Origin of the sequence: Micromonospora krabiensis (assembly GCF_900091425.1) — a bacterium.
Taxonomy (GTDB): Bacteria; Actinomycetota; Actinomycetes; order Mycobacteriales; family Micromonosporaceae; genus Micromonospora; species Micromonospora krabiensis.
The window spans coordinates 5,215,956-5,241,579 of the sequence record NZ_LT598496.1; the positions used below are offsets into that span (position 1 = coordinate 5,215,956).

At 73.3% G+C, this 25,624-nt stretch carries 22 protein-coding genes and 1 tRNA gene; 14 read left to right on the forward strand and 9 right to left on the reverse strand.

Annotation, left to right across the window (positions count from 1 at the left end; all coding sequences use genetic code 11):
• Nucleotides 1-32: 32 nt before the first annotated feature.
• The 3 genes from GA0070620_RS23925 (at nucleotide 33) to GA0070620_RS23935 (ending at nucleotide 6,409) form a co-directional block, all read left to right on the forward strand.
• On the forward strand, nucleotides 33-1,700 hold the full coding sequence (locus GA0070620_RS23925) for a fumarate hydratase (protein WP_091594423.1): 1,668 nt from the start codon (nucleotides 33-35) through the stop codon (nucleotides 1,698-1,700).
• Between the two features lie 270 nt (nucleotides 1,701-1,970).
• Nucleotides 1,971-4,952, forward strand: a complete 2,982-nt coding sequence (locus GA0070620_RS23930) for an AfsR/SARP family transcriptional regulator (RefSeq protein ID WP_091594425.1) — start codon at nucleotides 1,971-1,973, stop codon at nucleotides 4,950-4,952.
• A gap of 47 nt (nucleotides 4,953-4,999) precedes the next feature.
• Nucleotides 5,000-6,409 carry a class II fumarate hydratase gene (locus tag GA0070620_RS23935; protein WP_172836490.1) on the forward strand — a complete coding sequence of 470 codons (1,410 nt, stop codon included), beginning with the start codon at nucleotides 5,000-5,002 and terminating at the stop codon, nucleotides 6,407-6,409.
• A gap of 27 nt (nucleotides 6,410-6,436) precedes the next feature.
• Here the strand turns inward: GA0070620_RS23935 and GA0070620_RS23940 are convergent, their stop codons facing one another.
• A complete protein-coding gene (locus GA0070620_RS23940; protein ID WP_091594428.1) occupies nucleotides 6,437-6,982 on the reverse strand; it encodes a CGNR zinc finger domain-containing protein in 546 nt (181 codons plus the stop codon).
• Nucleotides 6,983-7,068: 86 nt separating this feature from the next.
• On the opposite strand from GA0070620_RS23940, the gene GA0070620_RS23945 reads away from it, so the two are divergent.
• Nucleotides 7,069-8,034 (forward strand): EamA family transporter, encoded by a 966-nt coding sequence (locus GA0070620_RS23945; RefSeq protein WP_091594430.1) that lies wholly within the window; start codon nucleotides 7,069-7,071, stop codon nucleotides 8,032-8,034.
• A gap of 249 nt (nucleotides 8,035-8,283) precedes the next feature.
• Here the strand turns inward: GA0070620_RS23945 and GA0070620_RS23950 are convergent, their stop codons facing one another.
• Both GA0070620_RS23950 and GA0070620_RS23955 read right to left on the reverse strand, forming a co-directional pair.
• Nucleotides 8,284-9,537 (reverse strand): hypothetical protein, encoded by a 1,254-nt coding sequence (locus GA0070620_RS23950; RefSeq protein ID WP_091594432.1) that lies wholly within the window; start codon nucleotides 9,535-9,537, stop codon nucleotides 8,284-8,286.
• 231 nt (nucleotides 9,538-9,768) lie between these two features.
• On the reverse strand, nucleotides 9,769-10,518 hold the full coding sequence (locus GA0070620_RS23955; RefSeq protein ID WP_407940029.1) for an IclR family transcriptional regulator: 750 nt from the start codon (nucleotides 10,516-10,518) through the stop codon (nucleotides 9,769-9,771).
• A 171-nt stretch (nucleotides 10,519-10,689) separates the two neighbouring features.
• On the opposite strand from GA0070620_RS23955, the gene cysS reads away from it, so the two are divergent.
• Together cysS and rlmB are read left to right on the forward strand one after the other, a co-directional pair.
• Nucleotides 10,690-12,105 (forward strand): cysteine--tRNA ligase, encoded by a 1,416-nt coding sequence (gene cysS / locus GA0070620_RS23960; RefSeq protein WP_091594434.1) that lies wholly within the window; start codon nucleotides 10,690-10,692, stop codon nucleotides 12,103-12,105.
• Nucleotides 12,105-13,238: a 23S rRNA (guanosine(2251)-2'-O)-methyltransferase RlmB gene (gene rlmB / locus GA0070620_RS23965; protein WP_091594436.1), complete on the forward strand. Its 1,134-nt coding sequence runs from the start codon at nucleotides 12,105-12,107 to the stop codon at nucleotides 13,236-13,238. The genes cysS and rlmB overlap by 1 nt, the downstream gene beginning before the upstream one ends.
• Nucleotides 13,239-13,300: 62 nt before the next feature.
• On the opposite strand, the gene GA0070620_RS23970 is transcribed toward rlmB, so the two are convergent.
• Entirely contained in the window at nucleotides 13,301-14,392 is a 1,092-nt protein-coding gene (locus tag GA0070620_RS23970; protein ID WP_091594438.1) for an ABC transporter ATP-binding protein, read from the reverse strand.
• A gap of 354 nt (nucleotides 14,393-14,746) precedes the next feature.
• Between GA0070620_RS23970 and GA0070620_RS23975 the strand changes: the two genes are divergently transcribed.
• Nucleotides 14,747-14,823, forward strand: a tRNA-Thr gene (locus GA0070620_RS23975).
• Between the two features lie 50 nt (nucleotides 14,824-14,873).
• On the opposite strand, the gene GA0070620_RS23980 is transcribed toward GA0070620_RS23975, so the two are convergent.
• Entirely contained in the window at nucleotides 14,874-15,467 is a 594-nt protein-coding gene (locus GA0070620_RS23980; protein WP_091594440.1) for an NADPH-dependent FMN reductase, read from the reverse strand.
• 113 nt (nucleotides 15,468-15,580) lie between these two features.
• On the opposite strand from GA0070620_RS23980, the gene GA0070620_RS23985 reads away from it, so the two are divergent.
• Nucleotides 15,581-16,420, forward strand: a complete 840-nt coding sequence (locus GA0070620_RS23985) for a helix-turn-helix domain-containing protein (RefSeq protein ID WP_091594442.1) — start codon at nucleotides 15,581-15,583, stop codon at nucleotides 16,418-16,420.
• Between the two features lie 111 nt (nucleotides 16,421-16,531).
• Nucleotides 16,532-17,641: an FUSC family protein gene (locus tag GA0070620_RS23990; protein ID WP_231921950.1), complete on the forward strand. Its 1,110-nt coding sequence runs from the start codon at nucleotides 16,532-16,534 to the stop codon at nucleotides 17,639-17,641.
• Nucleotides 17,642-17,712: 71 nt separating this feature from the next.
• Here GA0070620_RS23990 and mgrA read toward each other — a convergent pair whose 3' ends face one another.
• Together mgrA and GA0070620_RS24000 are read right to left on the reverse strand one after the other, a co-directional pair.
• Nucleotides 17,713-18,702 (reverse strand): L-glyceraldehyde 3-phosphate reductase, encoded by a 990-nt coding sequence (gene mgrA / locus GA0070620_RS23995; protein ID WP_091599286.1) that lies wholly within the window; start codon nucleotides 18,700-18,702, stop codon nucleotides 17,713-17,715.
• A gap of 119 nt (nucleotides 18,703-18,821) precedes the next feature.
• Nucleotides 18,822-19,676 carry an aldo/keto reductase gene (locus GA0070620_RS24000; RefSeq protein ID WP_091594446.1) on the reverse strand — a complete coding sequence of 285 codons (855 nt, stop codon included), beginning with the start codon at nucleotides 19,674-19,676 and terminating at the stop codon, nucleotides 18,822-18,824.
• Between the two features lie 150 nt (nucleotides 19,677-19,826).
• On the opposite strand from GA0070620_RS24000, the gene GA0070620_RS24005 reads away from it, so the two are divergent.
• From GA0070620_RS24005 to GA0070620_RS24025, 5 genes are all read left to right on the forward strand, one after another.
• Entirely contained in the window at nucleotides 19,827-20,735 is a 909-nt protein-coding gene (locus GA0070620_RS24005; RefSeq protein ID WP_091594447.1) for a LysR family transcriptional regulator, read from the forward strand.
• Entirely contained in the window at nucleotides 20,732-21,130 is a 399-nt protein-coding gene (locus GA0070620_RS24010; RefSeq protein ID WP_091594449.1) for a helix-turn-helix domain-containing protein, read from the forward strand. The genes GA0070620_RS24005 and GA0070620_RS24010 overlap by 4 nt, the downstream gene beginning before the upstream one ends.
• A gap of 35 nt (nucleotides 21,131-21,165) precedes the next feature.
• On the forward strand, nucleotides 21,166-21,585 hold the full coding sequence (locus GA0070620_RS24015; RefSeq protein WP_091594451.1) for a VOC family protein: 420 nt from the start codon (nucleotides 21,166-21,168) through the stop codon (nucleotides 21,583-21,585).
• 12 nt (nucleotides 21,586-21,597) lie between these two features.
• Nucleotides 21,598-22,266, forward strand: coding sequence for a DUF998 domain-containing protein (locus GA0070620_RS24020; protein ID WP_197677482.1), 669 nt, complete (start codon nucleotides 21,598-21,600; stop codon nucleotides 22,264-22,266).
• 163 nt (nucleotides 22,267-22,429) lie between these two features.
• On the forward strand, nucleotides 22,430-23,194 hold the full coding sequence (locus GA0070620_RS24025; RefSeq protein ID WP_091594453.1) for an enoyl-CoA hydratase/isomerase family protein: 765 nt from the start codon (nucleotides 22,430-22,432) through the stop codon (nucleotides 23,192-23,194).
• Between the two features lie 109 nt (nucleotides 23,195-23,303).
• Here GA0070620_RS24025 and GA0070620_RS24030 read toward each other — a convergent pair whose 3' ends face one another.
• The gene (locus tag GA0070620_RS24030) at nucleotides 23,304-23,747 is read right to left on the reverse strand and encodes an HNH endonuclease (RefSeq protein WP_091594454.1); all 444 of its coding nucleotides are present in this window, start codon (nucleotides 23,745-23,747) and stop codon (nucleotides 23,304-23,306) included.
• 339 nt (nucleotides 23,748-24,086) lie between these two features.
• Entirely contained in the window at nucleotides 24,087-25,616 is a 1,530-nt protein-coding gene (locus tag GA0070620_RS24035; protein ID WP_091594456.1) for an FAD-dependent oxidoreductase, read from the reverse strand.
• Nucleotides 25,617-25,624: the final 8 nt, after the last annotated feature.

The following is a 25,624-nucleotide window of genomic DNA, read 5'->3' on the forward strand; positions in this document are numbered from 1 at the left end:
TGATCGACCGGTCTGCCCTAGGCTTTCCGCTCATGAGCAGTGCCGCCGCCTTCTCGTACGCCCCCCTGCTGCCGACCGGCCCCGACCAGACGGAGTACCGCCTGGTCACCGACGAGGGCGTCGACGTCGTGCACGGTCCAGGGGGCCGCCGGTTCCTCACCGTGGAGCCGTCCGCGCTCACCGCGCTGACCGCCGAGGCGATGCACGACATCGCGCACTTCCTGCGCCCCGCGCACCTGGCCCAGCTGCGGTCGATCATCGACGACCCGGCCGCCTCGCCGAACGACCGCTTCGTCGCCCTCGACCTGCTGCGCAACGCGAACATCGCGGCCGGCGGGGTGCTGCCGATGTGCCAAGACACCGGCACGGCGATCGTCATGGGCAAGCGCGGCCGGCACGTCCTGACCGACGGCTCCGACGCCGAGGCCATCTCGAAGGGCGTCTGGCAGGCCTACACCCGGCTGAACCTGCGCTACTCGCAGCTCGCCCCACTGACCATGTGGGAGGAGCGCAACACCGGCAGCAACCTGCCCGCGCAGGTGGAGCTGTACGCCGAGGACCCCGACGGCCACCCCGACTCGTACAAGTTCCTGTTCATGGCCAAGGGCGGCGGGTCGGCCAACAAGTCGTACCTCTACCAGGAGACCAAGGCGCTGCTGAACCCGACGCGGATGATGCAGTTCCTGGAGGAGAAGCTGCGGCTGATCGGCACCTCCGCCTGCCCGCCGTACCACCTGGCCATCGTCATCGGCGGCACGTCGGCCGAGTACGCCCTGAAGACCGCGAAGTACGCCAGCGCGAAGTACCTCGACGCGCTGCCGACCACGGGGTCGATGACCGCCCACGGCTTCCGCGACCTGGAGCTGGAGGCCGAGGTGCTGGAGCTGACCCGCAACTTCGGCATCGGGGCGCAGTTCGGCGGGCGCTACTTCTGCCACGACGTACGCGTGGTCCGCCTGCCCCGCCACGGCGCCTCCTGCCCGGTGGCGATCGCCGTCTCCTGCTCCGCGGACCGGCAGGCCGTCGCGAAGATCACCCCGTCGGGCGTCTGGCTGGAGCGACTCGAGACCGACCCGGCCCGCTACCTGCCGGAGGTCACCGACTCTCAGCTGGACACCTCCGAGGTCGTCCGGGTCGACCTGAACCGGCCGATGGACGAGATCCGCGCCGAGCTGTCCAAGTACCCGGTCAAGACCCGGTTGTCGCTGACCGGCCCGCTGGTGGTGGCCCGCGACATCGCCCACGCGAAGATCGCCGAGCGGTTGGACGCCGGTGAGCCGATGCCGCAGTACCTGCGCGACCACGCCGTCTACTACGCCGGCCCGGCCAAGACCCCCGAGGGCTACGCCTCCGGGTCGTTCGGCCCGACCACCGCCGGGCGGATGGACGCGTACGTCGAGAAGTTCCAGGCCGCCGGCGGCTCGCAGGTCATGCTGGCCAAGGGCAACCGCTCCGCCCAGGTGACCCGCTCCTGTGAACAGCACGGCGGGTTCTACCTCGGCTCGATCGGCGGCCCCGCCGCCCGGCTCGCCCAGGACTGCATCAAGCACGTCGAGGTGCTCGAATACCCCGAGCTGGGCATGGAGGCGGTCTGGAAGATCGAGGTGGAGGACTTCCCGGCCTTCATCGTCGTCGACGACAAGGGCAACGACTTCTTCGCCGAGGTCACCAAGCCGGTGCTCACCATCGGTCGCCGCTGACCCGTTCCACGGCACGTCTCGGGGCGTCGGGCTTCGGCCCGGCGCCCCGTCGTCGTATCCGCGTCCGACCGGGTGTCGACGTCGGTGCGCCCGTCCCTGGGGGGTGAGGAACGGGCGCACCGCCCCCGTCGAGCGTCACCGAGGACGCCCCGGACGAGTCTGAGCCGCACCTCTGCCGATCCGCTCTCACATCGCTATCAGCCCGGCGCGCCCCTGCGTCACGGCCGGACTACCCTCCACAGAAGTTGCACCGGATGTGCGGGGGAACAGATGCGGTTCGGGATCCTGGGGCCCCTGCGGGTCGGCGATGGCGAAGCCACCGTCACCGCGGGCCGTGACCGGACCGTGCTCGCCGCCCTGCTGCTCCGCCCCAACCGCATCGTGCCGGTGGAGGAGCTGGTCGACGCGGTGTGGGAGGAGCACCCGCCGGCCACCGCCCGGGCGCAGCTCCAGACCTGCGTGTCGCGGCTTCGCAGCCGGTTCGCGCAGCTCGGGGTGCCGCCGGAGGTCATCGTCACCGACCCCGTCGGCTACGGGATCCGGACCGGGCCGGACGACCTCGACGCCGAGGTCTTCGACCGGCGGGTCGACGCCGCCCGGGCCGCGCTCGCGGCCGGTCGGCTGACGGAGGCACGTGGGCACTTCCGTGCCGCGCTGGTCCTCTGGCGCGGCCCGGCGCTCGCCGGGATCCCGAGCCGGGCCGTGCGCCGCCGCGCCCAGGCGCTCGACGAGCACTGGCTCGCCGCCTTCGAGGAGTGCGCGGACGTCGAGCTGCGCCTCGGCCACCCCGCCGAGATGGTGGACGAGTTGACCGAGGCCCTGGAGCGGTATCCGCTGCGCGAGCGGCTCCGCGGCCAGCTGATGCTCGCCCTCTCCGCGGTCGGCCGGCAGGCCGACGCCCTCGCCGTCTACCGGGACGGACGGCGGCTCTACGCCGAGGAGCTGGGCATCGAGCCGGGTGCCGCGTTGCAGGAGCTGCACCAGCGGGTGCTCGCCGGTGACCTGGCGCTGGCCGGGGCGGAACGCGGCCCGGTGACTCCGGTGCGCTGCCTGCCGCGGGCGATCGCCGACTTCACCGGCCGGGAGGAGACCCTGGCCCGGCTGACCAAGGAGATCCAGGAGGACGGCGCCCGGGTCCAGCTCATCGACGGCATGGCGGGCAGCGGCAAGACGACCCTCACCGTCCACCTCGCCACCGCGTTGAGCGACCGCTACCCCGACGCGCAGCTCTTCGTCGACCTGCACGGCCACAGCGAACGGCAACCGGTCGCCCCGGCGGCGGCGCTCGCCGCCCTGCTGCGGCAGCTCGGCGTGCCCGGTGAGCGCATCCCCGCCGACGAGGACGAGCGGGCGGCCCTGTGGCGCAGCGAGCTCGCCGACCGGCGGGCCGTGGTGGTGCTGGACAACGCCGCCTCCGCCGCCCAGGTGGCACCGCTGCTGCCCAGCGGACGGCACACCCTCACCCTCATCACCAGCCGGCGTCGACTGACCGGACTGGACGAGGGCCGGCCGTCGTCGCTCGCCGTCCTCGACCGGGACGAGGGGATCGAACTGCTCGCCCGGGTCGTCGGCCCGGAGCGGGTCGCGGCCGAACCGGAGGCCGCCGCCGAGGTCGTCCGTCGCTGCGGCCACCTGCCCCTGGCCATCCGGCTGGCCGGCGCGCGGCTCGTGCACCGCCCCCGCTGGCGCATCGCCGACCTGGCCGCGCGCTTCGCCGACGGCCCGGACGCGCTGACCGAGCTGGTGGCCGGCGACCGCTCCGTCGGCCGGGCGTTCGCCCTGTCGTACGCACAGGTCGGGGCGCCCGCGCAGCGGATGTTCCGGCTGCTCGGGCTCTACCCCGCGTCCCAGTTCGACACCCGGGCCGCCGCCGCGCTGGCGGACCTCCCGATGGCCGCCACGGCGAACCTGCTCGACGAACTGGTCGACGCGCACCTGGTGGACGAGCCGCAGCCCGGGCGGTTCCGCTTCCACGACCTCGTCCGTGACTACGCACGACAGCTGGCGGCGGAGCCGGCGCTCGCCGCCGAGCGGTCGGCGGCCGTGGAGCGGATGTTGAACGTCCACCTGCACCTGGTCAGCGCCACGGCACGTCTTGTCGACCGGTCGGCGAGCCGTGGGCCGATGGCGCTGCCGGCGCCGATGCGGCCGGACCTGACGCAGGCGGGGGTGGCGCTGACCATCGAGTGGCTCGACGAGAACCGGGCCGGCCTCACGGCCATGGTCCGGTTCGCGGAGCAGGACGGTCGGGACGTCTACTGCTGGCAGCTCGCCTACGCGGGATGGACCTACTGGTACGCGTACGGGCACCTGGACGAACTGATCGAGGCGCACACCGTCGGGCTGCGGGCGGCGCAGCGACTGGGGGACGCCGCGGCGATCGCGACGATGCACAACTACCTCGCCTCCGGCCATCACCGTCGCGGCCACTACGGCGAGGCGGTGACCTCGATGGAGATCGCCCTCGACCTGCGCAGGCGGTTGGGTGACCGGGTGGGGCAGGCCGCCACCCACAAGAACGTCGCCGCCGTCCACGCGATCCTCGGCAATGGCGCGGTGGCGCTGGCACACCTGGCGGAGGCGCTGGACATCGCCCGGCGGGAGGGCCGTGACGCCAGCGTCGTCGCGGTCTTCACCAACCAGGCGTCGATCCTGCTCAGCATCGGACGGTTGGACGAGGCGCTGGCGGTCTCCCGCCAGCAGCTGATTCTGGCCCGGGTCACCGGTTCGCTCTACGACACGGCCAACGCCCTGGGGCACATCGGCATCGCCCGGGCCCGGCTCGGCCACGGCGAGCCGGCGCTGCGCCGGCTGCGGGCGGCGCTCGCGATCAAGCGCCGGCTCGGCAACCGGTACGGCGTCGGCGAGCTGCTCAACGAGTTGGGCGACCTGGAGCGCCTGGCCGGGAACCCGGAGGCGGCGATCGACCTGCACCGGGAGGCGCTGGTGGCGATGACGGAGGCCGGTGACCACGGTGGGCAGTGCACCACGCGCAACCTGCTGGCGCGGGCGCTGCGGGACGCGGGGGATCCCGGTGCCGCGTTGGACCTGCACCGGCGCGTGCTGGCGGACGCCGTCCGGCTGGAGTCCCGCCGCGAGCAGGCCGTGGCGCTCGACGGCATCGCCCGCTGCCTGCGCCCGTCGGACCCGGCCGCCGCGCGCACCCACTGGACCCGGGCGCTGGCGCTGTTCCGCCAGGTGGAGGCGCCGGAGCGGCACGAGGTCGAACGGCTCCTCGCCGACCTGGGCTGACCGGGTGTGTGCGCGATCATCTGCACGGCCCGGAATCGCGCGGCAGGATGGTACGCGTGACGACTCCAGAGGCGACGGGTTACCGGATCGAACGCGACTCGATGGGCGAGGTGGAGGTGCCCGCCGAGGCGCTGTGGCGGGCGCAGACGCAGCGCGCGGTGCAGAACTTCCCGATCTCGGGTCGGGGTATCGAGCCGGCGCAGATCCGGGCGCTGGCCCAGATCAAGGGTGCGGCGGCCGAGGTCAACGGTGAGCTGGGTGTGATCGACGCGAATGTTGCCGCGGCGATCACCGCGGCGGCGGCGCACGTGGCCGACGGCGGCTACGACGACCAGTTCCCGATCGACGTGTTCCAGACCGGCTCCGGCACCTCCTCCAACATGAACACCAACGAGGTGATCGCCACCCTGGCCGGTCGGGAGCTGGGCCGGGACGTGCATCCGAACGACGACGTCAACGCCTCGCAGTCCAGCAACGACGTCTTCCCGTCCTCCATCCACCTGGCCGCGACCCAGGCGGTCGCGCAGGACCTGCTGCCGGCGCTCGCTCACCTGGCCGAGGCGTTGGAGGCCAAGGCCGCGGAGTTCGAGACCGTGGTGAAGGCGGGGCGTACGCACCTGATGGACGCCACCCCGGTGACCCTGGGCCAGGAGTTCGGCGGGTATGCCGCGCAGGTCCGGTACGGGATCGAGCGCTTGGAGGGGGTGCTGCCCCGACTGGCGGAGCTGCCGCTGGGCGGCACGGCGGTGGGCACCGGCATCAACACCCCGCTCGGCTTCGCGGCGGCCGTGATCGCGAAGCTGCGTGAGTCGACCGGCCTGCCGTTGACCGAGGCGCGCAACCACTTCGAGGCGCAGGGCGCGCGGGACGCGTTGGTCGAGGCGTCGGGGCAGCTGCGCACCATCGCGGTCGGCCTCTACAAGATCGCCAACGACGTACGCTGGATGGGCTCCGGGCCTCGGGCGGGCCTGCGGGAGCTGCGCATCCCCGACCTCCAGCCCGGCTCGTCGATCATGCCCGGCAAGGTGAACCCGGTCGTCGCCGAGGCCATGCGGCAGGTCTGCGCGCAGGTGATCGGCAACGACGCGACGGTCGCCTTCGCCGGCTCGCAGGGCGACTTCGAGCTGAACGTCATGCTGCCGGTGATGGGCCGCAACATCCTGGAGTCCATCCGGCTGCTGGCCGCGTCCAGCCGGCTGTTCGCGGACCGCCTGGTGGTCGGCCTGGTCGCCGATGCCGAGGTCTGCCTGGCGTACGCGGAGGGCTCGCCGTCGATCGTCACGCCGCTGAACCGGTACGTGGGCTACGACGAGGCCGCCTCGATCGCCAAGGAGGCGCTGGCCAAGCAGACGTCGATCCGGGAGGTGGTCATCGCCCGGGGTCACGTGGACAGCGGCAAGCTCTCCGAGACCCAACTGGACGAGGCCCTGGACCTCCTCCGCATGACCCACCCCTGACCCGCAGCCTCCCGGGCCCGCTGAGGGTCACCGCTGGGCGGCCGCCTTGCGGGCCCGGTACGCGCTGACGGCGGCCCGGTTGCCGCAGCCCGCCTCACAGAACCGGCGGGACCGGTTGCGGGACAGGTCGACCAGCACGTTGTCGCAGTCGGGGTGGTCGCAGATGCGTAGCCGGCTCAGCTCGCCACCGCGTACGAGGTCGGCGATCGCCATCGCCGCCTCGACCGCGATCCGGGTGGCCAGCGGCGCGTCCCGGGGCACGGCGTGGAAGTGGTACGGCTCGTCGTCGTGCGTGATCAGCTGGGGCAGCGCGTCGTTCTCCCGCAGCAGGCCGTTGACGATGGCGACCACCTCGTCGACGTCCGCGTCCCAGATGCGGCGCAGTCGCGGTCGAAGCCCGCGCACCGCCTCCAGTTCCGCCTGGGTGTGCTCGTGGCGGCCGCTGTAGGCGTGCGTGACGTAGTACTCGTCGAGGGCCGCGACGTCCGGCAGCCCTTCGCCGTCGCTGCCGCCGGTGTTGACCAGTGCGGCGGTGGCGATGAGCGAACACTCGGTGTCATGGGCGAAAAGCAACTTGACTCCTGTCGGGGTGGCCGCATAGCGTCATCGGTATAGCCCTAGTTTGCCCATTACCACCTCGTCGTGCCAAGGAGCGTCCGATGCAGCAACCCCCCGCCGTCGGCGTCGGCCTCGGCCTTGCCCTGCTCTCGGCGGTCACGTTCGCCACCTCCGGCACCTTCGCCCGCTCGCTGATCGAGGGTGGGTGGTCGGCCCCGTCCGCGGTCATCGCCCGGGTCGGGATCGCCGCCCTCGTGGTGGCGGTGCCGGCGGCACTCTCGCTGCGTGGCCGCTGGCACGTGCTGCGACGCAATCTTGGCACGATCGGGGTCTTCGGGTTGCTGGGCGTGGCGCTCGCCCAGGTCTGCTTCTTCAACGCTGTCCGCTACCTGCCGGTCGGCGTGGCGCTGCTGCTGGAGTACCTCGGCATCATCCTCGTCGTGGCCTGGACGTGGCTGGTCCACGGGCAGCGGCCCCGCCGGTTGACCGTGGCCGGCTCCGCCGCCGCCCTCGCCGGGCTGGTGTTCGTCCTCGACCTCACCGGTGCCGGGCGGCTCGACCCGCTGGGGCTGCTCTGGGGACTGGGTGCCGCGGTCGGCCTGGCCGGCTACTTCGTGCTGGCCGGCCGGGTCGACGCCGAGCTGCCGTCCGTGGTGCTGGCCAGCGGTGGGATGGCCGTCGGCGCCGCGGCGCTGGCCGCGCTCGGGCTGATCGGGGTGCTGCCCCTGAACGCCACCTTCGGCGCGGTCGAATTCGCCGGGCAGCACACCAGCTGGCTGGTCCCGATCGCCGGCCTGTCGCTGGTCGCCGCCGTGGTCGCGTACCTGACCGGAATCGCCGGGGCGCGGATCCTCGGCCCGCGCCTGTCGTCGTTCGTGGGGCTGACCGAGGTGATGTTCGCGGTTCTGATCGCCTGGCTGGTGCTGGGTGAGCTGCCGACCGTCGTGCAGTTGCTCGGCGGCGCGCTGATCATCGCCGGTGTCGCGCTGGTGCGCGTCGACGAGCTGCGCGGCTCGCGGGCGCCGGTCGACGCCACCCCCGAGCCCGCCCTCGCCGGCGAGCGCTAGATCCTGGTCGATGCGCTGCCCCAACTTTGGGAGATCGACTCGCCTTTCTGAAAGTCGGGGCGACGGGGCGTCGCGGACACCGCGACTTCCAAAAAGGCGAGTTGATCTATCCGGACCTCGCCCGGCGGACCTCGCTTCGCGGACCTCGCCCGCCCAGGCCCGCCTGCGCGGACCCGGTCTGGCCCGGGCCCGGTCTGGCCGCGCTGGACCAAACTGGTCTGGCCGCCCTGAACACACCTGGCCTGGCCATCACAGACGCCGACCGCGGGCGGCCAAGGCGGCCCGGACCTCCCGCAACACGCCCGGGAAGTCCTGGTGGAGGCGGCGGCTGGTCACGTGCAGCATGAGCCACCCCGCGGCAACCAGGTGGTTGAGCCGCTTCCGGTCCAGGTGGAGACGCTCGGGGTCGGCGTGCCGCTGCCCGTCGTACTCGACCGCCACCCGGTAGTTCGGCCAGGCCAGGTCGGGGTGGAGCACGAGCCCGCCGGGCAGGCGCACCGGGTGTTGGGCCACCGGCCGGGGCAGCCCGGCAAGCACCAGCCGGACCCGCAGGTGGGACTCGGGCGGTGACTGGGCACCAGGGTCGGCGAGGTCGAAGACCCAGCGCGCCCGCCGTCCACCCGGCCGCCCGCCGTACGCGTCGGCGATCGCCGCGAGGCCGTCCCGGCTGGTAAGACCCTCCCGCAACAACGCGTCGACGATGCCGACCGCCCGGACGGGCTCGAGCCAGACCGCCGTCTCCCAGGCCGCTTGAGCCGGGCCGGTGCGCGGCAGGGGGCCGACCGGGTGGGGCCCGGTCGCGCCGGCCCATCCCGGACGCGCCGTGGTGATCACCGAGGTCGTCGGCCGCCGGCCGCGGACGACTTCAAGCGTGGCCCGGGAGCGACCCGGGCCGTCGCCGCTCCCGCCGCCCGGCGGGCGGGCGCTCGGGCCGTCGAAGCCGTTCACGCTGCGGGTGTCGGGGCGCTCGTCGGACCGGCTCACGCTGCGGGTGTCGGGGCGGCCGGCGGGTCGGCTGCCGGGCGCGTTGGCGGATCGGCTCGGCGAGTGGGTGGCGGCCCGGTCGGGCGAACCAGGCACGCCGGGCGGCGATCCGTCCAGCTGGGTGGTGCCCCGCGCCCATGCCGACGGCGGGCTGGGTTGGGCGACGGGCAGGTCGAGATCGCCGACGTGGACGCGGAGGCCACGCTGGGCGCCCACCCTCATCGATCGGGGCACGAGGATGTGCACCTCGTCGTCGAAGGCGGCGGCGTGTGCGACGCCGTGCAGGTAGACGGCGGACGGGCCGGCGATCAACACGCCCGCGGGGAGACGCAGTGCGGCGGCTCGACAGGACAGGGCGTGGTCGCGGTCGAGGCGCGAGTCGGCGTACACGTCGTGGCGCAGGCGCACCCAGGCGCTGCTGCGGAGTTGGTGCTCGGTCAGCAGGCTCTGCCGAACGGCGTCGGTCCCGCGGAAGACCTGCCAGGCGAGGGCTGCCGGTCGGTGCGGTCGGGGTGGCATGTCGACCAGCGTGCGGCGCTCAGTGCTCCGCCGACACCCCTGTGGACAACACCCGAGCGTTTGGCGCGGGCAGCCTGTGGAAAACCGGCCGTCCGGTCGGCGCTCGTGTTATGGGTGATCGACTCGGGGTTCGTGAAGTCGGGGTGTCAGGGCGACCTCGACACCGCGACTTTCGTGAAGCCGAGTTGACCAAGGCAGGGCAAACCGGCGGCTGGGCGGTTGGCCGGGGAGTCAGCCCAGGGCGGCGGCGATGTCGGTGGCGGCCACGCGGACCTGGGCGCCGACCGTCTCCACGTCCAGCGGGGCGAGGGCGACCACGCCGACGCTCGCCTCCAACCCGGGTACGCCCAGCACCGGGGCCGCCACCCCGTACGCCCCGGCCTGCAACTCCCCGCTGCTGCTCACCGGGTCGGGTGAGCCCTCCCGGCCGGCCAGGATGGCCCGGCCGGCGGCCCCCCGGTGCAGCGGGTGCCGGGCGCCCGTCCGGTACGCCACGTGGAACGACGTCCAGGTCGGTTCCACCACGACGAGCGCGACCCCCTCGGCGCCCTCCACGACGGTGAGGTGCGCGGTGGCGCCGGCCTGCTCGGCGAGTCGACGCAGTGCGGGCAGGGCTCCCTCCGCGAGCAGCGGCTGAGCCCGCCGGGCCAGGTGCAGCACGCCCGCGCCGAGCCGGAGTCTCCCGCTCTCGTCGCGGCGGAGCATGCCGTGCGCGGTGAGCGGACCGGCCAGTCGGTAGACGGCGGCCCGGCCGATGCCGAGGCGGTTGGCGGCCTCCGTGACGGTCAGCCCTCCGGGCTCGTCCGCGACCAGGTGCAGCAGGCGCAGCCCGCGGTCGAGGGTCTGGGCCGTCTCGCCGGCCCGACCGGCGCCGTCGGCCCCCCCGATCCCGGCGACCTCACCACCGTGGGCCGCCGCCTCGGTCGAGCCGCCGGCCGCACGACGGCTCGGGTGCGCCTCGATGTCGATCCGGCGAGCCACCCCGTCGGCCCGGCCCGCCTCGGCCGTCGCGCCGGGGCCCTGTCGGCCCGTCGGGCCGTCGCCGGCACGGGGTGCCGGGCCGCTGCCGGGGCGTGCCGCCGTATTCATGACAGGCAGCGTACGACGTGACACCGGCCGCCCCGGAAAAGCGCGGACGGCTACCCTTGTACGGTGACGCTACGCCTGTATGACACCGCCACCCGATCGGTGCGGGACTTCGTTCCGCGGGAAGCCGGCAAGGTGGGGGTCTACCTGTGTGGTCTCACCCTCCAGGCCCCGCCGCACATCGGTCATCTTCGGTCCGGCGTCAACTATGACATCCTGCGCCGCTGGCTGCTGGCCACCGGTTACCAGGTCACCTTCATCCGCAACCTGACCGACATCGACGACAAGATCCTGGTCAAGGCGAACGAGCAGGGGCGGCCGTTCTGGTCGATCGCGTACGCCAACGAGCAGATCCTGGCCTCGGCCTACCGGGCGCTCAACGTGCTGCCGCCGACGTACGAGCCGCGGGCCACCGGGCACATCCCGGAGATGCACGAGCTGATCGGCAAGCTGATCGCCGACGGGCACGCCTACCCGGCCCTCGACGGCTCCGGTGACGTCTACTTCGACGTGGCGTCCTGGCCGGCGTACGGGTCGCTCTCCAACCAGTCCCCGGACGACATGCAGTCCGCCGGTGACGCGCCCGACCGGGGCAAGCGCGACCCGCGTGACTTCGCGCTCTGGAAGGGCGCCAAGCCCGACGAGCCGTCCGACGCCTACTGGCCGTCGCCGTGGGGGCGGGGCCGCCCGGGCTGGCACATCGAGTGCTCGGCGATGTGCTGGCGCTACCTCGGCCCCGAGTTCGACATCCACGGCGGTGGGCTCGACCTGACCTTCCCGCACCACGAGAACGAGATCGCTCAGTCGCAGGCCGCCGGCCTGCCGTTCGCCCGCTACTGGGTGCACCACGGGCTGCTCAGCATCGGCGGCGCCAAGATGGGCAAGTCGCTGGGCAACACCCTGGACCTGGCGTACGTGGACTCGCTCGGCGTACGCCCGGTGGAGCTGCGTTACTACTACGCGGCCGCGCACTACCGCTCCCGCATCGACTACTCGGAGGACGCGCTCCGCGAGGCGGCGATCGCCTACCGGCGGGTCGAGGGGTTCGTGCAGCGGGCCGTGGAGCGGGTCGGCGCCGGGCAGTTCGGTGAGTTGCCGGCGGGGTTCGTCGCCGCGATGGAGGACGACCTCAACACGTCCGCCGCGCTGGCTGTGCTGCACGAGGTCGTACGGGACGGCAACACCGCCCTGACCGGCGGCGACGATGTGACGGTCCGCACCGCCCTGGCCGCTGTCCGCGCGATGCTGGATATCCTCGGTGTCGACCCCCTCGACCCGGTGTGGACCGGTGGCGGCCGGGTGGACGACCTGCGCGGCGTGGTGGACTCGCTCATCGCCCTGGCCCTGGAACAGCGCGCGCAGGCCCGCACCCGTAAGGACTGGGCCGCCGCGGACGCCGTACGGGACCAGCTCAAGCAGGCCGGCGTGGTGGTCGAGGACACCCCCCAGGGCCCCCGTTGGACTATTGGAGAGCAGGACTGATGGCCGGCAACTCGCAGCGCCGTGGCCGACGGCTGACGCCGAAGGCGGGCGCCCCGAAGGGCTCCGGCGGCAAGGGCCGGGACGCCCTCGCCGGGCGGGGGAAGACCCTCCCGGCCGACGAGCGGCCCTGGCACAAGGCGTACTCGGGCACCGAGAAGCTGCCGCAGCGCACCGCCTGGAAGCAGGAGAAGGAGCGCCGCGCGGCGGCCGAGGAGGGGCGTGCCCCCAAGATCGGCCAGCCGGGCACCAAGGACACCACCTGGGGCAAGGGCGGCGGTCGGACCACGGCGGGTGGCGGCGGTCGCGCCGCGGCCGGCCGCGGCGGCAAGCCGACCGGGCGGACGGGCCCGCGGGTCGCGCCCGGCCGTAAGTCGAACCCGTCGCGGGACGCGCCGGAGCTGCTGGTCGGGCGCAACCCGGTGGTGGAGTCGCTGCGCGCCGGTGTGCCGGCGACCGCGCTCTACACCGCGCAGGGCATCGACATCGACGACCGTGTCAACGAGATCGTCCGGACGGCCGCCGACCGGGGCATCGCGATCCTGGAGATCAGCCGCGCCGAGCTGGACCGGATGACCGGCGGTGTGCTGCACCAGGGCGTCGGACTTCAGGTGCCACCCTTCGCGTACCAGCCGTTCGAGGACATGCTCGCCGCCGCGGTGGAGCAGCCCGCCCCGCTGCTGGTGGCGCTGGACGGGGTCACCGATCCGCGCAACCTCGGCGCGGTCATCCGGTCGGCCGCCGCGTTCGGCGCGCAGGGCGTTTTCGTGCCGGAGCGGCGGGCCGCGGGGATCACCGCGACCGCCTGGCGGACCAGTGCCGGCGCGGCCGCCCGCGTCCCGGTCGCCCAGGTCACCAACCTGACCCGGTCGCTCAAGGCCGCCCGCGACGCCGGCTTCATGGTGGTGGGTCTGGACGCCGACGGTGAGACCGACCTCTACGACCTGGAGGCCGCCGTCGGTCCGCTGGTCGTGGTGGTCGGCTCGGAGGGGCGTGGGCTGTCCCGGCTGGTCGGTGAGACCTGTGACCTGACCGTGAGCATCCCGATGATCTCCGAGGTCGAGTCGCTCAACGCCAGCGTCGCCGCCGCGGTCACCCTGGCCGAGGTCGCTCGCCGCCGGTCCGTCGAGGGCTGAGCGACCCCGCACAGACGAAAGGGGCGGCCCGCCGGATGGCGGGCCGCCCCTTTTCGCGTACGTCAGATGCGCTTGCCGGTGGCGGCGTGGAAGACGTGGCTGCGGCCGGTGCGCGGCTTGACGAACACGGTGTCGCCCATGTTCGGCATGCTGCGGCGGTCGGTCCGGACCACGAACCGCTCCGAGTTGCCGCCCAGCGCGGCGTGGCCGTAGACGTTGGCGTCGGAGCCCAGGTCCTCGACCAGCTCGACCACGACCGGCATGCCGCCCTCGGTCGGGCTGACCAGGTCGCAGTCCTCCGGACGGAAGCCGACGGTGACCTTGCCGTCGCCGCCCTCGGCCTTGGCGGCCTCGACCTGCTCACGGGTCAGCGGCACCAGCAGCTCGGCAAACTCGGCGCCCTTCTCGGTCAGCGGCACCGTCTTGATGTTCATGGCCGGGGAGCCCATGAAGCCGGCGACGAAGACGTTGGCCGGCGTGTCGTAGAGCGCGCGCGGGGTGTCGACCTGCTGGAGCTCACCGTCGAGCAGCACGGCGACCCGGTGACCCATGGTCATGGCCTCGACCTGGTCGTGGGTGACGTAGACGGTGGTGACGCCGAGCTTGGCCTGCAGCGACGCGATCTGCGTACGGGTCTGCACCCGGAGCTTGGCGTCGAGGTTCGACAGCGGCTCGTCCATGAGGAAGACCTGCGGCTCGCGGACGATCGCCCGGCCCATCGCCACCCGCTGGCGCTGACCACCGGAGAGCGCCTTCGGCTTGCGGTTGAGGAACTCCTCCAGCTGGAGCAGCCCGGCCGCCTCCTTGACCCGCCGGTCGATCTCCGACTTCGAGGTCTTGCGGAGCTTGAGCGCGAACGCCATGTTCTCGTACACCGTCATGTGCGGGTAGAGCGCGTAGTTCTGGAAGACCATCGCGATGTCGCGGGCCTTCGGGGGGAGGTGGGTGACGTCGCGCTGGTCGATGTAGATCGAACCCTGGTCGACGTCCTCCAGGCCGGCGAGCATGCGCAGGCTGGTGGACTTACCGCAACCGGAGGGGCCGACCAGGACCAGGAACTCGCCGTCACCGATCTCCAGGTCCAGCTGGTTGACGGCGGGGCGCTCGGTGCCCGGGTAGATCCGGGACGCCTTCGAGTAGGTAACCGTGGCCATGATGGCGCGCTTCCTTTCACCGGCAGGAACGTGCCGGACGATCCGAGTGAAAGAACGACCGGCGCGTGCCGCGCCGGCCAACGGGCGGCGGGGGCCGGACGCGGGGGCGGCCGGACACGACGTCCGTGTCACTGCACGGTAAACGGGATTTCCAGCGCTGCCAAGGCGTGGCGATCCCCGGTACGACACACGCCATACACATTCCGGTCAACCGGGCACGGGCGGACAGCAATCGGCCGCCGTATCCGTACGACCGGACGCGCCGAACGTCGGGATGTTGACGTTTCCCGTGCTCGGGAGCCCTGCGGCGCGGGAAATCCCGACGTCAGTCGCTATGCTGGCCACGACACACGCGCCCCTGTAGCTCAGCTGGCCAGAGCACTCGCCTTGTAAGCGAGATGTCGCCGGTTCGATCCCGGCCGGGGGCTCCAATTCCCACCGGGCGTCGTCGACGGCTGTCGCCCCCGCCCCCCCGAGTCGGTCAGGCCGGGTAGGGGATCGCGCTCCGTGCCGCGTGCAGGGCGGCGGCCCACCAGGCGAGCTGATCCAGCATGGCCTTGGCGTACCCGGGAGCCGCCTCGTCCTGCGGCTGCTCGTCCGTCCACGACCGGTAGTAGAACGGGAACGCCAGTCCGTCACGGATGGTGACGGCGTGCAGTTCGGTGAACACGTTCTCCAGGTGGAGGACCGCGTGGCGGCCGCCGGCGGCGCCCCCGTAGCTGACGAAGGCGACGGGCTTGGCCTTCCACTGGGAGAAGTGCCAGTCGATGGCGGCCTTCAGGGACGCGGGATAGCTGTGGTTGTACTCCGGCGTGACGACGATGAACGCGTCCGCCTCCTGCAGATGTGACGTCAGGGACGCCATCTTCTCGGGCCGGGGGTACGAGTCCCCGGCGAACAGCGGTGAGACCTCCGGCAGCGCCAGCGGGATGTCGGCGTCGGCGAGGTCGACGATGTCGACGTCGAAGCCGCCGTGCTCACGCGCCCGGTCGGCGACCCAGGACGCGACGACGGGGCCGAACCGGCCCTCGCGGACGCTGCCGACGATGATGACCAACTTGTGCGTCTCGTTCATGCACTCCACGGTCGGCGGTTGCGGCGGCGGCAACCAGACCGGGTTCAGGCTGGCCCTGGTAGGGCCACCCTGTCGGCTCGGAGCACCGGGAGATCCGCCCTAGACTTTCGACCATGGGCACGCCGCTGGGCGACTTCATCCGTGCGAAGCGCGACACCATCCAGCCGGATTCCTTCGGGCTGCCCGGGCGCGGCCGCCGCCGGTCACCGGGCCTGCGACGCTCGGACCTCGCCACGCGCGCCGGGATAAGCGTCGAGTACCTCACCCGTATCGAGCAGGGACGGGACCGCAACCCGTCGCCCGGCGTGCTCAACGCGTTCGCGGATGCCCTGGACCTCGATGCCGCCGAGCGTATCCACCTGCGGTACCTGGCCAAGATCACGTCTGGTGGGTGTCCGGGGCGTGCTCGACCGGTGCCGCCGAACCGACACGTCCGCCCGGCCGTGGTGGAGACCCTCCGCCTCCTCGAGCCCGGCGTCGCCTTCGTCACCAACCGCCTCGGCGACGTGCTCGCCCACACGAGCGGGTTCGAGCTGCTGATGCGGGACACCGGGCTGATGGAGGGCCACCCGCCCAACCTGACGCGCTTCGTGTTCACCGATCCGCGTGCCCGGACGATCTTCCCGGACTGGGACCAGGTGGCCGACGAACGGGCCTTCGAGCTGTGGCTCGGGCCGTCGGCGGAGACCTCCGAGTGGTTCCGGGCGGAGTTGGCCCCGGTGGCCGGAGTGGAGTTCACCCGCCGGCTCAACCGCCACCTGCCCCCGCCGCTCGTCCCGCTCCGGGTCCACCATCCCGTGGTGGAGGAGCTCCGCTGGCACCGGGAGAAGCTCGAGTTGCCGAAGACCGACGCGCAGGAACTGGTCGTACTCCTGCCCGCCGACGACACGACGGCGCGGTCGATGGACCGGCTCCGCCGCCAGTCCGACCGGGTCCTCCGCGCCGTCGGCTAGCACCAGCCGGCCGCGACGAACCGCAGGCGTGACAGAAGGTGGTTCCCGCGCGGGTGACCTCCCGACATACGACGATGGCGTTCGGAGACGGGCACGTTGTCGGAGGTGAGGGTGCGCGGCCTTCGAGGTGCGCCGCGGGGCAGCGTGCGGCGGGAGGGACACGACGTCGCCGAGCGGCTCCGCACGTACCTCATCGTGGCGGCCCAGGCAGGGGTCGCCGCCGGCCTGGCGTGGTTCGTCGCGAGCGGCGTGCTGCACAACCCGCAGCCGATGTTCGCGCCCGCCGCCGCGGTGGGCACGATCGCGGCGGCCGTCGGCAACCGGGTCCGACGGACGTTGGAGCTCATCGCCGGGGTGATCGTGGGGGTACTCGCCGGCAACGGGATCGTCGAGGTCATCGGCGTGGGGCCGGTGCAGACCGGCGTGGTCGTGACGCTGGCCATCATGGCGGCGGTCCTGGTCCGGGGCTCCGGCGCGGTGATGACGCAGGCCGGCAGCACGGCGGTGCTGCTGGGCACGGTCTCCGCGAAGGCGCCGGACCTGGCGGTGCCACGTACGGCGAACGCGCTCGTCGGCGCCGGGGTGGCGCTCGTCGTGGTGCTGCTGATCCTGCCGCTCAACCCGGTGCGGACGGTCCACCGCACCGCCGGTCCCACGCTGCGTGGGCTGGCCGACGGGCTGAGCGGATGTGCCCGGGCGCTGGCCGACCACGACGCCCGGCAGGCCGACGACGCCCTGGGTCGCCTCTGCGATCTGGAGACGCAGGAACAGGACACCCTCGGCCTGATCGGCGCCGCGCAGGAGGTGGCGGTGCTGTCGCCGTGGCGTCGGCGCCGGCTGGGCATCATGCGCCGGTACGAGCAGACCGCCGCACATCTGGACCGGGCGTACACGAACAGTCGCGAGATGGCGCACTGGTCGGTGTCGGCGATCCGCGCGGGCGAGCCGGTGCCGCCGAGCCTGACCGCGTCGATCGAGCACCTCAGCGAGGCGGTCCGGTGCCTGCACCGCGAGTTCCTGGTCGGGAAGGAGCCGGAACACACCCGGTCCCTGCTGCGCCAGGCCGCCCGCGAGCTGGACGAGACGTGCGACGCCGGTGTCGACTTCGCGGCGGAGGTCGTCGTCTCCAAGCTGCGGGTCATCGTCTCGGAGGTGCTGCAGGGCTGCGGCGTGCCGCAGGAGGAGGCGAACCGGCAGGCGGGCCTGGTCACCGAGATCTGACCCGGCGACCAGGCCCGGTGTCGGCGCGGGCCCGTGGCCGGCCCCGCCCGGCCGAGCAGCCGTCCCCGAGGTCAGGCCGTGCTGGACACGGCCCAGAGGTCGATGCCGGACTCGGTGGCGTACCGGTCGATCTCGGTCAGCTCCTCGTCGGTGAACGAGGTGTTCGCCAGGGCCGCCACGTTCGCCTCCAACTGCGCGACGCTGCTGGCGCCGAGGACCGTCGAGGTCATCCGCGGGTCCCGCAGCACCCAGGCGATGGCCAGCTGGGCGAGGCTCTGGCCGCGGCCGGCGGCGATCTCGTTCAGCGCGCGGATCTTGGCCCGGTTCTCCTCGGTGAGCCACTCGGGCGTCAGCGAGCTTCCGGCCGTGGCGCGCGACCCCTCCGGCACGCCGCCCAGGTAGCGGTCGGTCAGCATGCCCTGGGCGAGCGGGGAGAAGCCGATGCACCCGACGCCCTCGCGCTCCAGCACGTCCAGCAGGCCGCCCTCGATCCAGCGGTTCAGCATCGAGTAGGACGGCTGGTGGATCAGCAGCGGCGTACCGAGGTCGCGGAGGATGGCGGCGGCCTGGGCCGTCCGCTCCGGCGAGTAGGACGAGATGCCGACGTACTGGGCCTTGCCGGCGCGGACGGCGGCGTCCAGGGCGCCCATGGTCTCTTCGAGCGGGGTGTCCGGGTCGAAGCGGTGCGAGTAGAAGATGTCGACGTAGTCCAGGCCCATCCGCCGCAGCGACTGGTCCAGCGACGCGGTCAGGTACTTGCGGGAGCCGCCGAAGCCGTACGGGCCGGGCCACATGTCCCAGCCGGCCTTGGTGGAGATGACCAGCTCGTCCCGGTACGACCGCAGGTCGCCGGCCAGGATCCGGCCGAAGTTCTCCTCGGCGGAGCCGTAGGGCGGCCCGTAGTTGTTGGCGAGGTCGAAGTGGGTGATGCCCAGGTCGAAGGCGCGCCGGATGATGGCGCGTTGGGTCTCGAACGGGCGGTCGCCGCCGAAGTTGTGCCACAGGCCGAGCGAGACGGCGGGCAGTTTCAGGCCGCTGCGGCCGGTCCGGCGGTACTCCATCGTGCCGTACCGGTCGGGGTCGGCGACGTAGCTGGTGGTCACGGGACTCCTCGGGTGGACGTGGCCGGTGGCGGCGGTTACCCGCCGCCACCGGTGAACATGCGCGTCGGACCGGTTGGTCAGCCGAGGCTGGCCAGCTCCTCGTCGCTGAGGACGAGCTCGGCCGCCTGGGCCGAGTCGATGATCGTCTCCGGCCGGCTCGCGCCGGGGATCGGGATCACCACCGGGGACTTGGCCAGGTGCCAGGCGAGGCAGACCCGCTGCGGGCTGACGCCGTGCCGCTCGGCGACCGCGGCGAAGGTGGCGGCGTGGCCGCCCAGCTGGTCGGCGCGGCCGATGCCGCCCAGGGGCGACCACGGCAGGAAGGCGATGCCGAGCTCGTCGCAGAGCTCCAACTCCGGCTCGGACGAGCGGAAGGCCGGCGAGTACTGGTTCTGCACCGAGACCAGTCGGCCGCCGAGGATCTCCTGGGCCTGCCGGATCTGCTCCGGGTTGGCGTTCGAGATGCCGGCCATCCGGATCTTGCCGGCGTCCAGCAGGTCACGGACGGCGCCCACGGAGTCGGCGTACGGGACCCTCGGGTCGGGGCGGTGGTGCTGGTAGAGGCCGATGGCCTCCACGCCGAGGCGCTTCAGGGACGCCTCGCACGCCTGCCGGATGTACTCGGGCGAGCCGTTGATCGTCCAGCTGCCGTCGCCGGGTCGCAGGTGCCCGCCCTTGGTGGCGACCAGCACGTCCGACGTGTCACCGGCGTAGGTGGCCAGCGCGCGGGCGATCAGGGACTCGTTGTGTCCGACCTCGTCGGCGTGCAGGTGGTAGGCGTCGGCCGTGTCGATCAGGGTGATGCCGGCGTCCAGCGCGGCGTGGATCGTACGGACGGAGCGCTCCTCGTCCGGCCGGCCCTCGATCGACATCGGCATGCCGCCCAGTCCGATCGCGCTCACCGACACGTCGCCGATGCGGCGGCTCTGCATCACAGACCTCCTCCTCACGGGTCCCGTGCTCGCGCGGGGCCCGGTGTCCCAGCCCTGCGCTCGCAGGGCCCGGTTGCCAAGCCTTGCTCGGCCCCGGCCGACCGTCCAACAGAAGAAAGCGCTCAGAATCAGCACCTAGACTGCTCAATCATGGAGTTGCGGCACCTGGAGTACTTCGTGGCGGTCGCCGAGGAGCGCCACTTCACCCGCGCGGCGGAGCGGATGCGGGTGGCTCAGTCCGGGCTGTCCGCGGCCATCCGGACGCTGGAGCGGGACCTGGACGCTGAGCTCTTCGTCCGCAGCACCCGCCGGGTGGAGCTGACCGACGCGGGCCGGGCGCTGCTGGTCGAGGCCCACCGGACGCTGGCCAGCGCCATGGCGGCCCGCGACGCGGTGGCCGCCGTACGCGGACTGTTGCGAGGCAGCCTCGCGGTCGGCTCGGAGCAGTGCCTGGGCGTGATCGACCTGCCGCCGCTGCTGGCCTCGTTCCGCCGGGCCCACCCCGGCGTGGAGATCCGGTTGCGCTACGCCGGGTCCGGTCAGGTCACCGAGCAGATCCGCCAGGGCCGGCTCAACGTGGGCTTCGTCGCCCTGCCCGGTCCGCCGCCGGACGGCGTACGCCTGCTGCCGGTGGCCGCCCAGGACATGGTGCTGCTCTGCCACCCCGGCCACCGGCTGGCCGAGCGGGACACCGTCGACGTCGAGACGCTGGTCGGCGAGGACTTCGTCGACTTCAGCACCGACTGGGGGGCCCGCCGGGTGAACGACCTCACGTTTGCCCGCGCCGACGCGGAGCGCCGGGTGTCGGTCGAGGTCAACGACGTGCACACGCTGCTCGACTTCGTCCACCAGGGGTTGGGGGTGGCGCTGGTGCCGGCCCCGGTGACCCGCAAGGCGCAGGCGAAGGGCCTGCACGCGGCCACGCTCGCCGCGCCGGACGGCCCGACCTGGCAGGTGTCGGTCGCGGTGGCGGCGGGCACGCCGCTCGGCCCGGCCACCGAGGAGCTGCTCCGGATGGCCCTGCCGGGCGCCGCCCATCCCGACGGGCCGAGCCGATGAGCCGGGCGGTCGAGGAGTCCAACCGGGCGATGCTGCGCGCCCGGGACGCGATGGACCGGGCGTACGCGGACCCGCTCGACATTCCCGCGCTGGCCCGCGTCGCGCACGTCTCGGAGGCGCACTTCATCCGCACCTTCCGGGCGACGTTCGGCGAGACCCCGCACCGCTACCTGCAACGGCGGCGCGTGGAGCGGGCCATGTACCTGCTGGTGCAGACCGACCGGGACGTGACCGACATCTGCTACGCCGTCGGGTTCGGCAGCCTCGGCACGTTCAGCCGGACCTTCCGGCAGATCATCGGCGAGTCCCCGACGGAGTACCGCCGGCGCAAGGTGCCGCTCGACGTGCCGTCCTGCTTCACGAAGGCCTGGACCAGACCCAGCAGTTTTGGATAAGCACCAGGTCAAGGTCGACCTCTAGCGTCAACGGCATGACGATGAACGCACTCACCCGCTCCCAGATCTACGTGCTCGACCAGGACGAGGCCCTCGACTTCTACGTGGGCAAGCTCGGCCTGGAGGTGCACACCGACGTCGACCTCGGCTTCATGCGGTGGCTCACGGTCAACGTCCCCGGCGACCGGGACCGCGAGATCCTGCTGGAGAAGCCCGGACCGCCGGCGCTGGACCCGGCGACCGCGGAGCAGGTCCGCGAGCTGCTGACCAAGGGCGCCATGGGCGGCTGGCTCTCGATCACCACGGACGACGCCCACAAGACGTACGAGGCGCTGGTCGCGAAGGGCGTCGACATCACCGACGAGCCCACCGAGCGGCCGTACGGCATCGACTTCGGTATCCGGGACCCGTTCGGCAACCGGATCCGCATCGGCCAGATGAACCCGCAGAGCTGAGGGGGTGGACCGGTGACCGAGGCCATCACGTTCCACCCCGCGCGACCGGCGCGGGCCGTCGGCCGGAGTCGGCGCCTGCTGGTCGGCGGCGTGCTGGCGGGCCCGATCTTCGTGGGCTCCGCCCTCGTCCAGGGGCTCACCCGGGACGGCTTCGACTTCCGGCGGCACCCCGTGAGCGTCCTGAGCACCGGCGACCTCGGCTGGATCCAGATCGCCACGTTCCTGGCCACCGGGCTGCTCACCATCGGGGGCGCGGGGGCGCTGCGCCGCACGGAGCCGGTCGGCGCGGTCCGGCTGTCCCGGCTGCTCACCCTCTACGGCGTGGGACTGGTCGGCGCCGGCCTGTTCAGCGCCGACCCGGTGGACGGTTTCCCCGCCGGTACGCCCCGCGGTGCCGGGCAGATCAGCTGGCACGGCGGGCTGCACTTCGTCGCCGCGGCGGTCGGCTTCGTTGCGCTGATCATGGCCACCGTGCTGGTCGCCCGCCGAGCGGTCCGCGCCGGTGACCGCGCGTGGGCGACGCTGAGCCTGGCCACCGGGGCGTACTTCGCGGTCGCCTGGGTCGCCCTGATCGTCCGGCCGGGGCCGGTGACCATGGTCGGCTTCGGGCTCGCGGTGCTGGCCAGCTGGGCCTGGGTGACGGCCACTCTCACCCGGGCGGCCCGGGCCGGCACCACCTGAACCGGCGACCGACGGGGGCCGGTGCCGGCGAATCCGCGGGCTCGGGAACCGACCGCACCGATCGGGGGGCGCGACGACGATCGCGCCTCCCGATCCGCACCCCTCGGCCGGTCGACGGGCCTGCCCCGTTAGGGTCGGCGGACCGGGCGGGAGAGGGGTCACGATGGCGGAGGCGGAACTCGTCGTCGAGGTGAGCGGGCCGGTGGCGACCGTGGTCATCCACAACCCGCCACGCCGCAACGCGATGACCCCGGCCATGTGGCGGCAACTGCCGCCGCTGCTGGACGAGGTGGAGGCCGACCCGTCGGTCCGCGCGCTGGTGCTCACCGGCGCGGGCGACACCTTCTGCGCCGGTGCCGACCTCACCGACCTGGACGAGCTGCTGGCGGCCGGTGACGGGAGCATCGCGGTGGCCGCCGAGGAGCGGCTGGCCCGGTTCGCCAAGCCGACCATCGCGGCTGTGCGCGGAGCCTGCGTGGGTGGCGGTTGCCAGCTCGCCGTCGCCTGCGACCTGCGGATCGCCGCCGACGACGCCCGGTTCGGCGTGCCGCCGGCCCGGCTCGGCCTGGTCTATCCCGCGCCGACCACCCGTCGGCTGGCCCGGCTGGTCGGCCCGTCCGCCGCGAAGCACCTGCTCTTCACGGCCGAGCTGATCGACGCCGAGCGGGCCCTGCGTATCGGCCTGGCCGACGAGGTGCTGCCCGGGGAGCGGCTCGCCGCCCGGGTCGCGGAGATCACCGCCACGATCGCGCAGCGTTCGCCGCTCAGCGTCGCGGCCGCCAAGGAGATCGTCGACGATCGCGCGGCACCGTCGCGGATCGCCTGGTGGCACCGGAAGGTCGCGGACACCGGCGAGGCACGTGAGGGGATCACGGCCGTCCGCGAACGCCGGGCGCCCGGCTTCGCCTGGACGCCGCCGACCGCTTGACCGCCCGCCCACCGGACCACCGGCCGCCGGACCGCCGAGCGGGTGACCGGCGGGCGCCGCGCCGGAGGCGTACCCCCGACGCGGCCCCCTGTGCCCGCCGGCCGGCCTGTCACCGCCCGGCGAGCGCGGCCCAGCTCGGGACGACCGGCTCGCGGCGCAGCGGCATGCCCGCCTCGGCCGGCGTCCGGTCGCCCTTGCGCTGGTTGCACGCGTAGCAGGCGGCGGTGGTGTTCCGCCAGGTGTTCCGGCCGCCGCGCGAGCGGGGCAGGATGTGGTCGATGGTGCTCGCCGGCGCGCCGCAGTACGCGCAGCACCGGCCGTCGCGCCGCAACACCCCCGCGCGGGACCACGCCGGTCCGGCGCGCAACCGCCAGCGGGTGACGACGTACCGGACGAGCCGGACCACCCGGGGCATCGGGAAGACCCCGATCACCTGGTCGGGCTCGGCCTCGTGGATCTCGGCCACCCGGCGACAGAGCATCCGGATGGCGTGCTGGACGGTGACCCGGTGCAACGGGCCGAGGTCGGCGTTGACGACGAGGACGGCATCCACCGGAATCTCCCTCCACAGTGGTCGGACGGGGCGCTCGGACGGGTTTGTTCGGACGTGGTGGCCGGACAGCGAAAGAGCCGCCCGGTCCGGCGATGGGACGGGGCGGCTCGGCGCGGGTGGGCGCGCGTCAGTCGGGCCGGTCGTCCCCGGGACCTTCAGCTCGGCAACCGCCGTCGGGCAGCCACGACGGCACGACGGTGGCGTGCGACATCGACATGGACGGCTCCCGGAGCGGTGGTTGACCTTGCGGGATCACCGTAGGTCCGCCGGGGAGACGCGGGCAACGGATTTCGATCGAGGCGTCGGATCAGGCGCACCAGGCGGCGGGCCCGTGCCCCTTCAGCGTCGCCTCGCCAGGAGGCCGCGCGGCCGGATCGAACGGACCGGCTCGGCCGCCCCGCCGCACGTGCGGAGGACGTGGTTGGCCGCGATGATGCCGGTCGCCGCCGCGCGTTCCATCAACGCGCTGGGGAAGTCCGTGGCGATGCCGTCGCCGGCCAGCCAGAGGCCGTCGGCGTCGGTGGGTACGCCGGGCCGCCAGGCGTGACTGCCGGGTGTGAAGGCGGGCGCCTGCGCCGCCACCCGGGCCCGCAGCTCACGGACCGTCAGGGCGGCCGACTCCGGCCACAGCGTCGCCAGCTCCGCGCGCATCCGCTCGGCCAGCTCCGCCGCGGACACGCCCGGCTCGCAGGCGTACGCGTGCAGCTCGATCACGCTGCCGCCGGCGCGCTCCGCCCAGCGGCGGGGTTCGCGTTCCAGCCGGTGGTAGAGCGTCACCGAGTCGAGGGTGGGTTGCCGGGACACCCCGCTGAAGACGGCCCGGTCGGGGCGTACGTCGCCGTCGAACCAGTAGCGGGCCACCGCGTACGGCGGGCCGGGCCGACCGAACTCGGGCATCCGCGCCGCCAGCCGGGGCGCGTGCTCCGCCAGGTCGGGCGAGGCGCCGACCAGGGCGGCGAGCGCCGGCGGATCGAGTGCGAGCACGACGTGTCGGGCATCGTGCTCGCCCCCGTCGGCGGTGCGCACCCGCCAACCGTCGTCGCGGCGGTGCAGCGCGGTGGCCGTCGCGCCCGTCGTCACCCGCCCGCCGTGCCGCTCGACGTGTCGGGCCAGCGGCCCCCAGATGGCCGTCCCGTGGTCCTCGTCGGGCGCGTCGAAGGCCAGCCCCTCGCCGTTGCCGAGCAGGTAGAAGTGGAACTGGGCGACCATCTCGGCGGCCGACATCTCCGCCTCGTGGTTGAAGAACGAGTGCGAGAAGACCTCGAAGAGCATCGCCCGCGCCCGGTCCGGCAGGCGCAACGAGTCGAGCAGGTCGTCGGCGGTGGTGTCGTCCAGGGCGGCGTACGTGCGCACCGGGTCGTAGCTGAGCAGCGGCAGCGCGGCGTCGCGGTCCATGCCGCGCAGGTCGCGCAGGCGCAGGCTCGGGCTGCGCAGCAGCAGCGTGAGCAGGTTCAGCGGCGGCGCGGCCGGCAGGTCGCCGAACTCCTCCGCCGGCCAGCGGGCGGACAGCACCGGGTAGCCCGGCACCGGCCGCAGGAAACCGAGATCGGGGTCGATCCGGCGGAGGATCGCCCGCCAGTTGTAGTACTGCCGGAAGAACGCGTGGAAGCCGTGCTCCACCTGCTGCACACCGTCGGCCAGCGACTCCGGCCAGGCCGCCAGCCGGCCGCCCAGCGTCGGCGCGGCCTCCAGCACGGTGACGTCCACGCCGCGCTCGGCGAGCACCACCGCCGCGGACATGCCGGCGATGCCGCCGCCCACCACCACCGCCCGGACCGGGTGCGGCACCCGGTCGGCGCCACCGCCGCCGGGGTCCACCACCCGTGGGCGTACGCCGAGGAGCCGGCCGACCACTCGCGACAGTGCCATCGCCACCT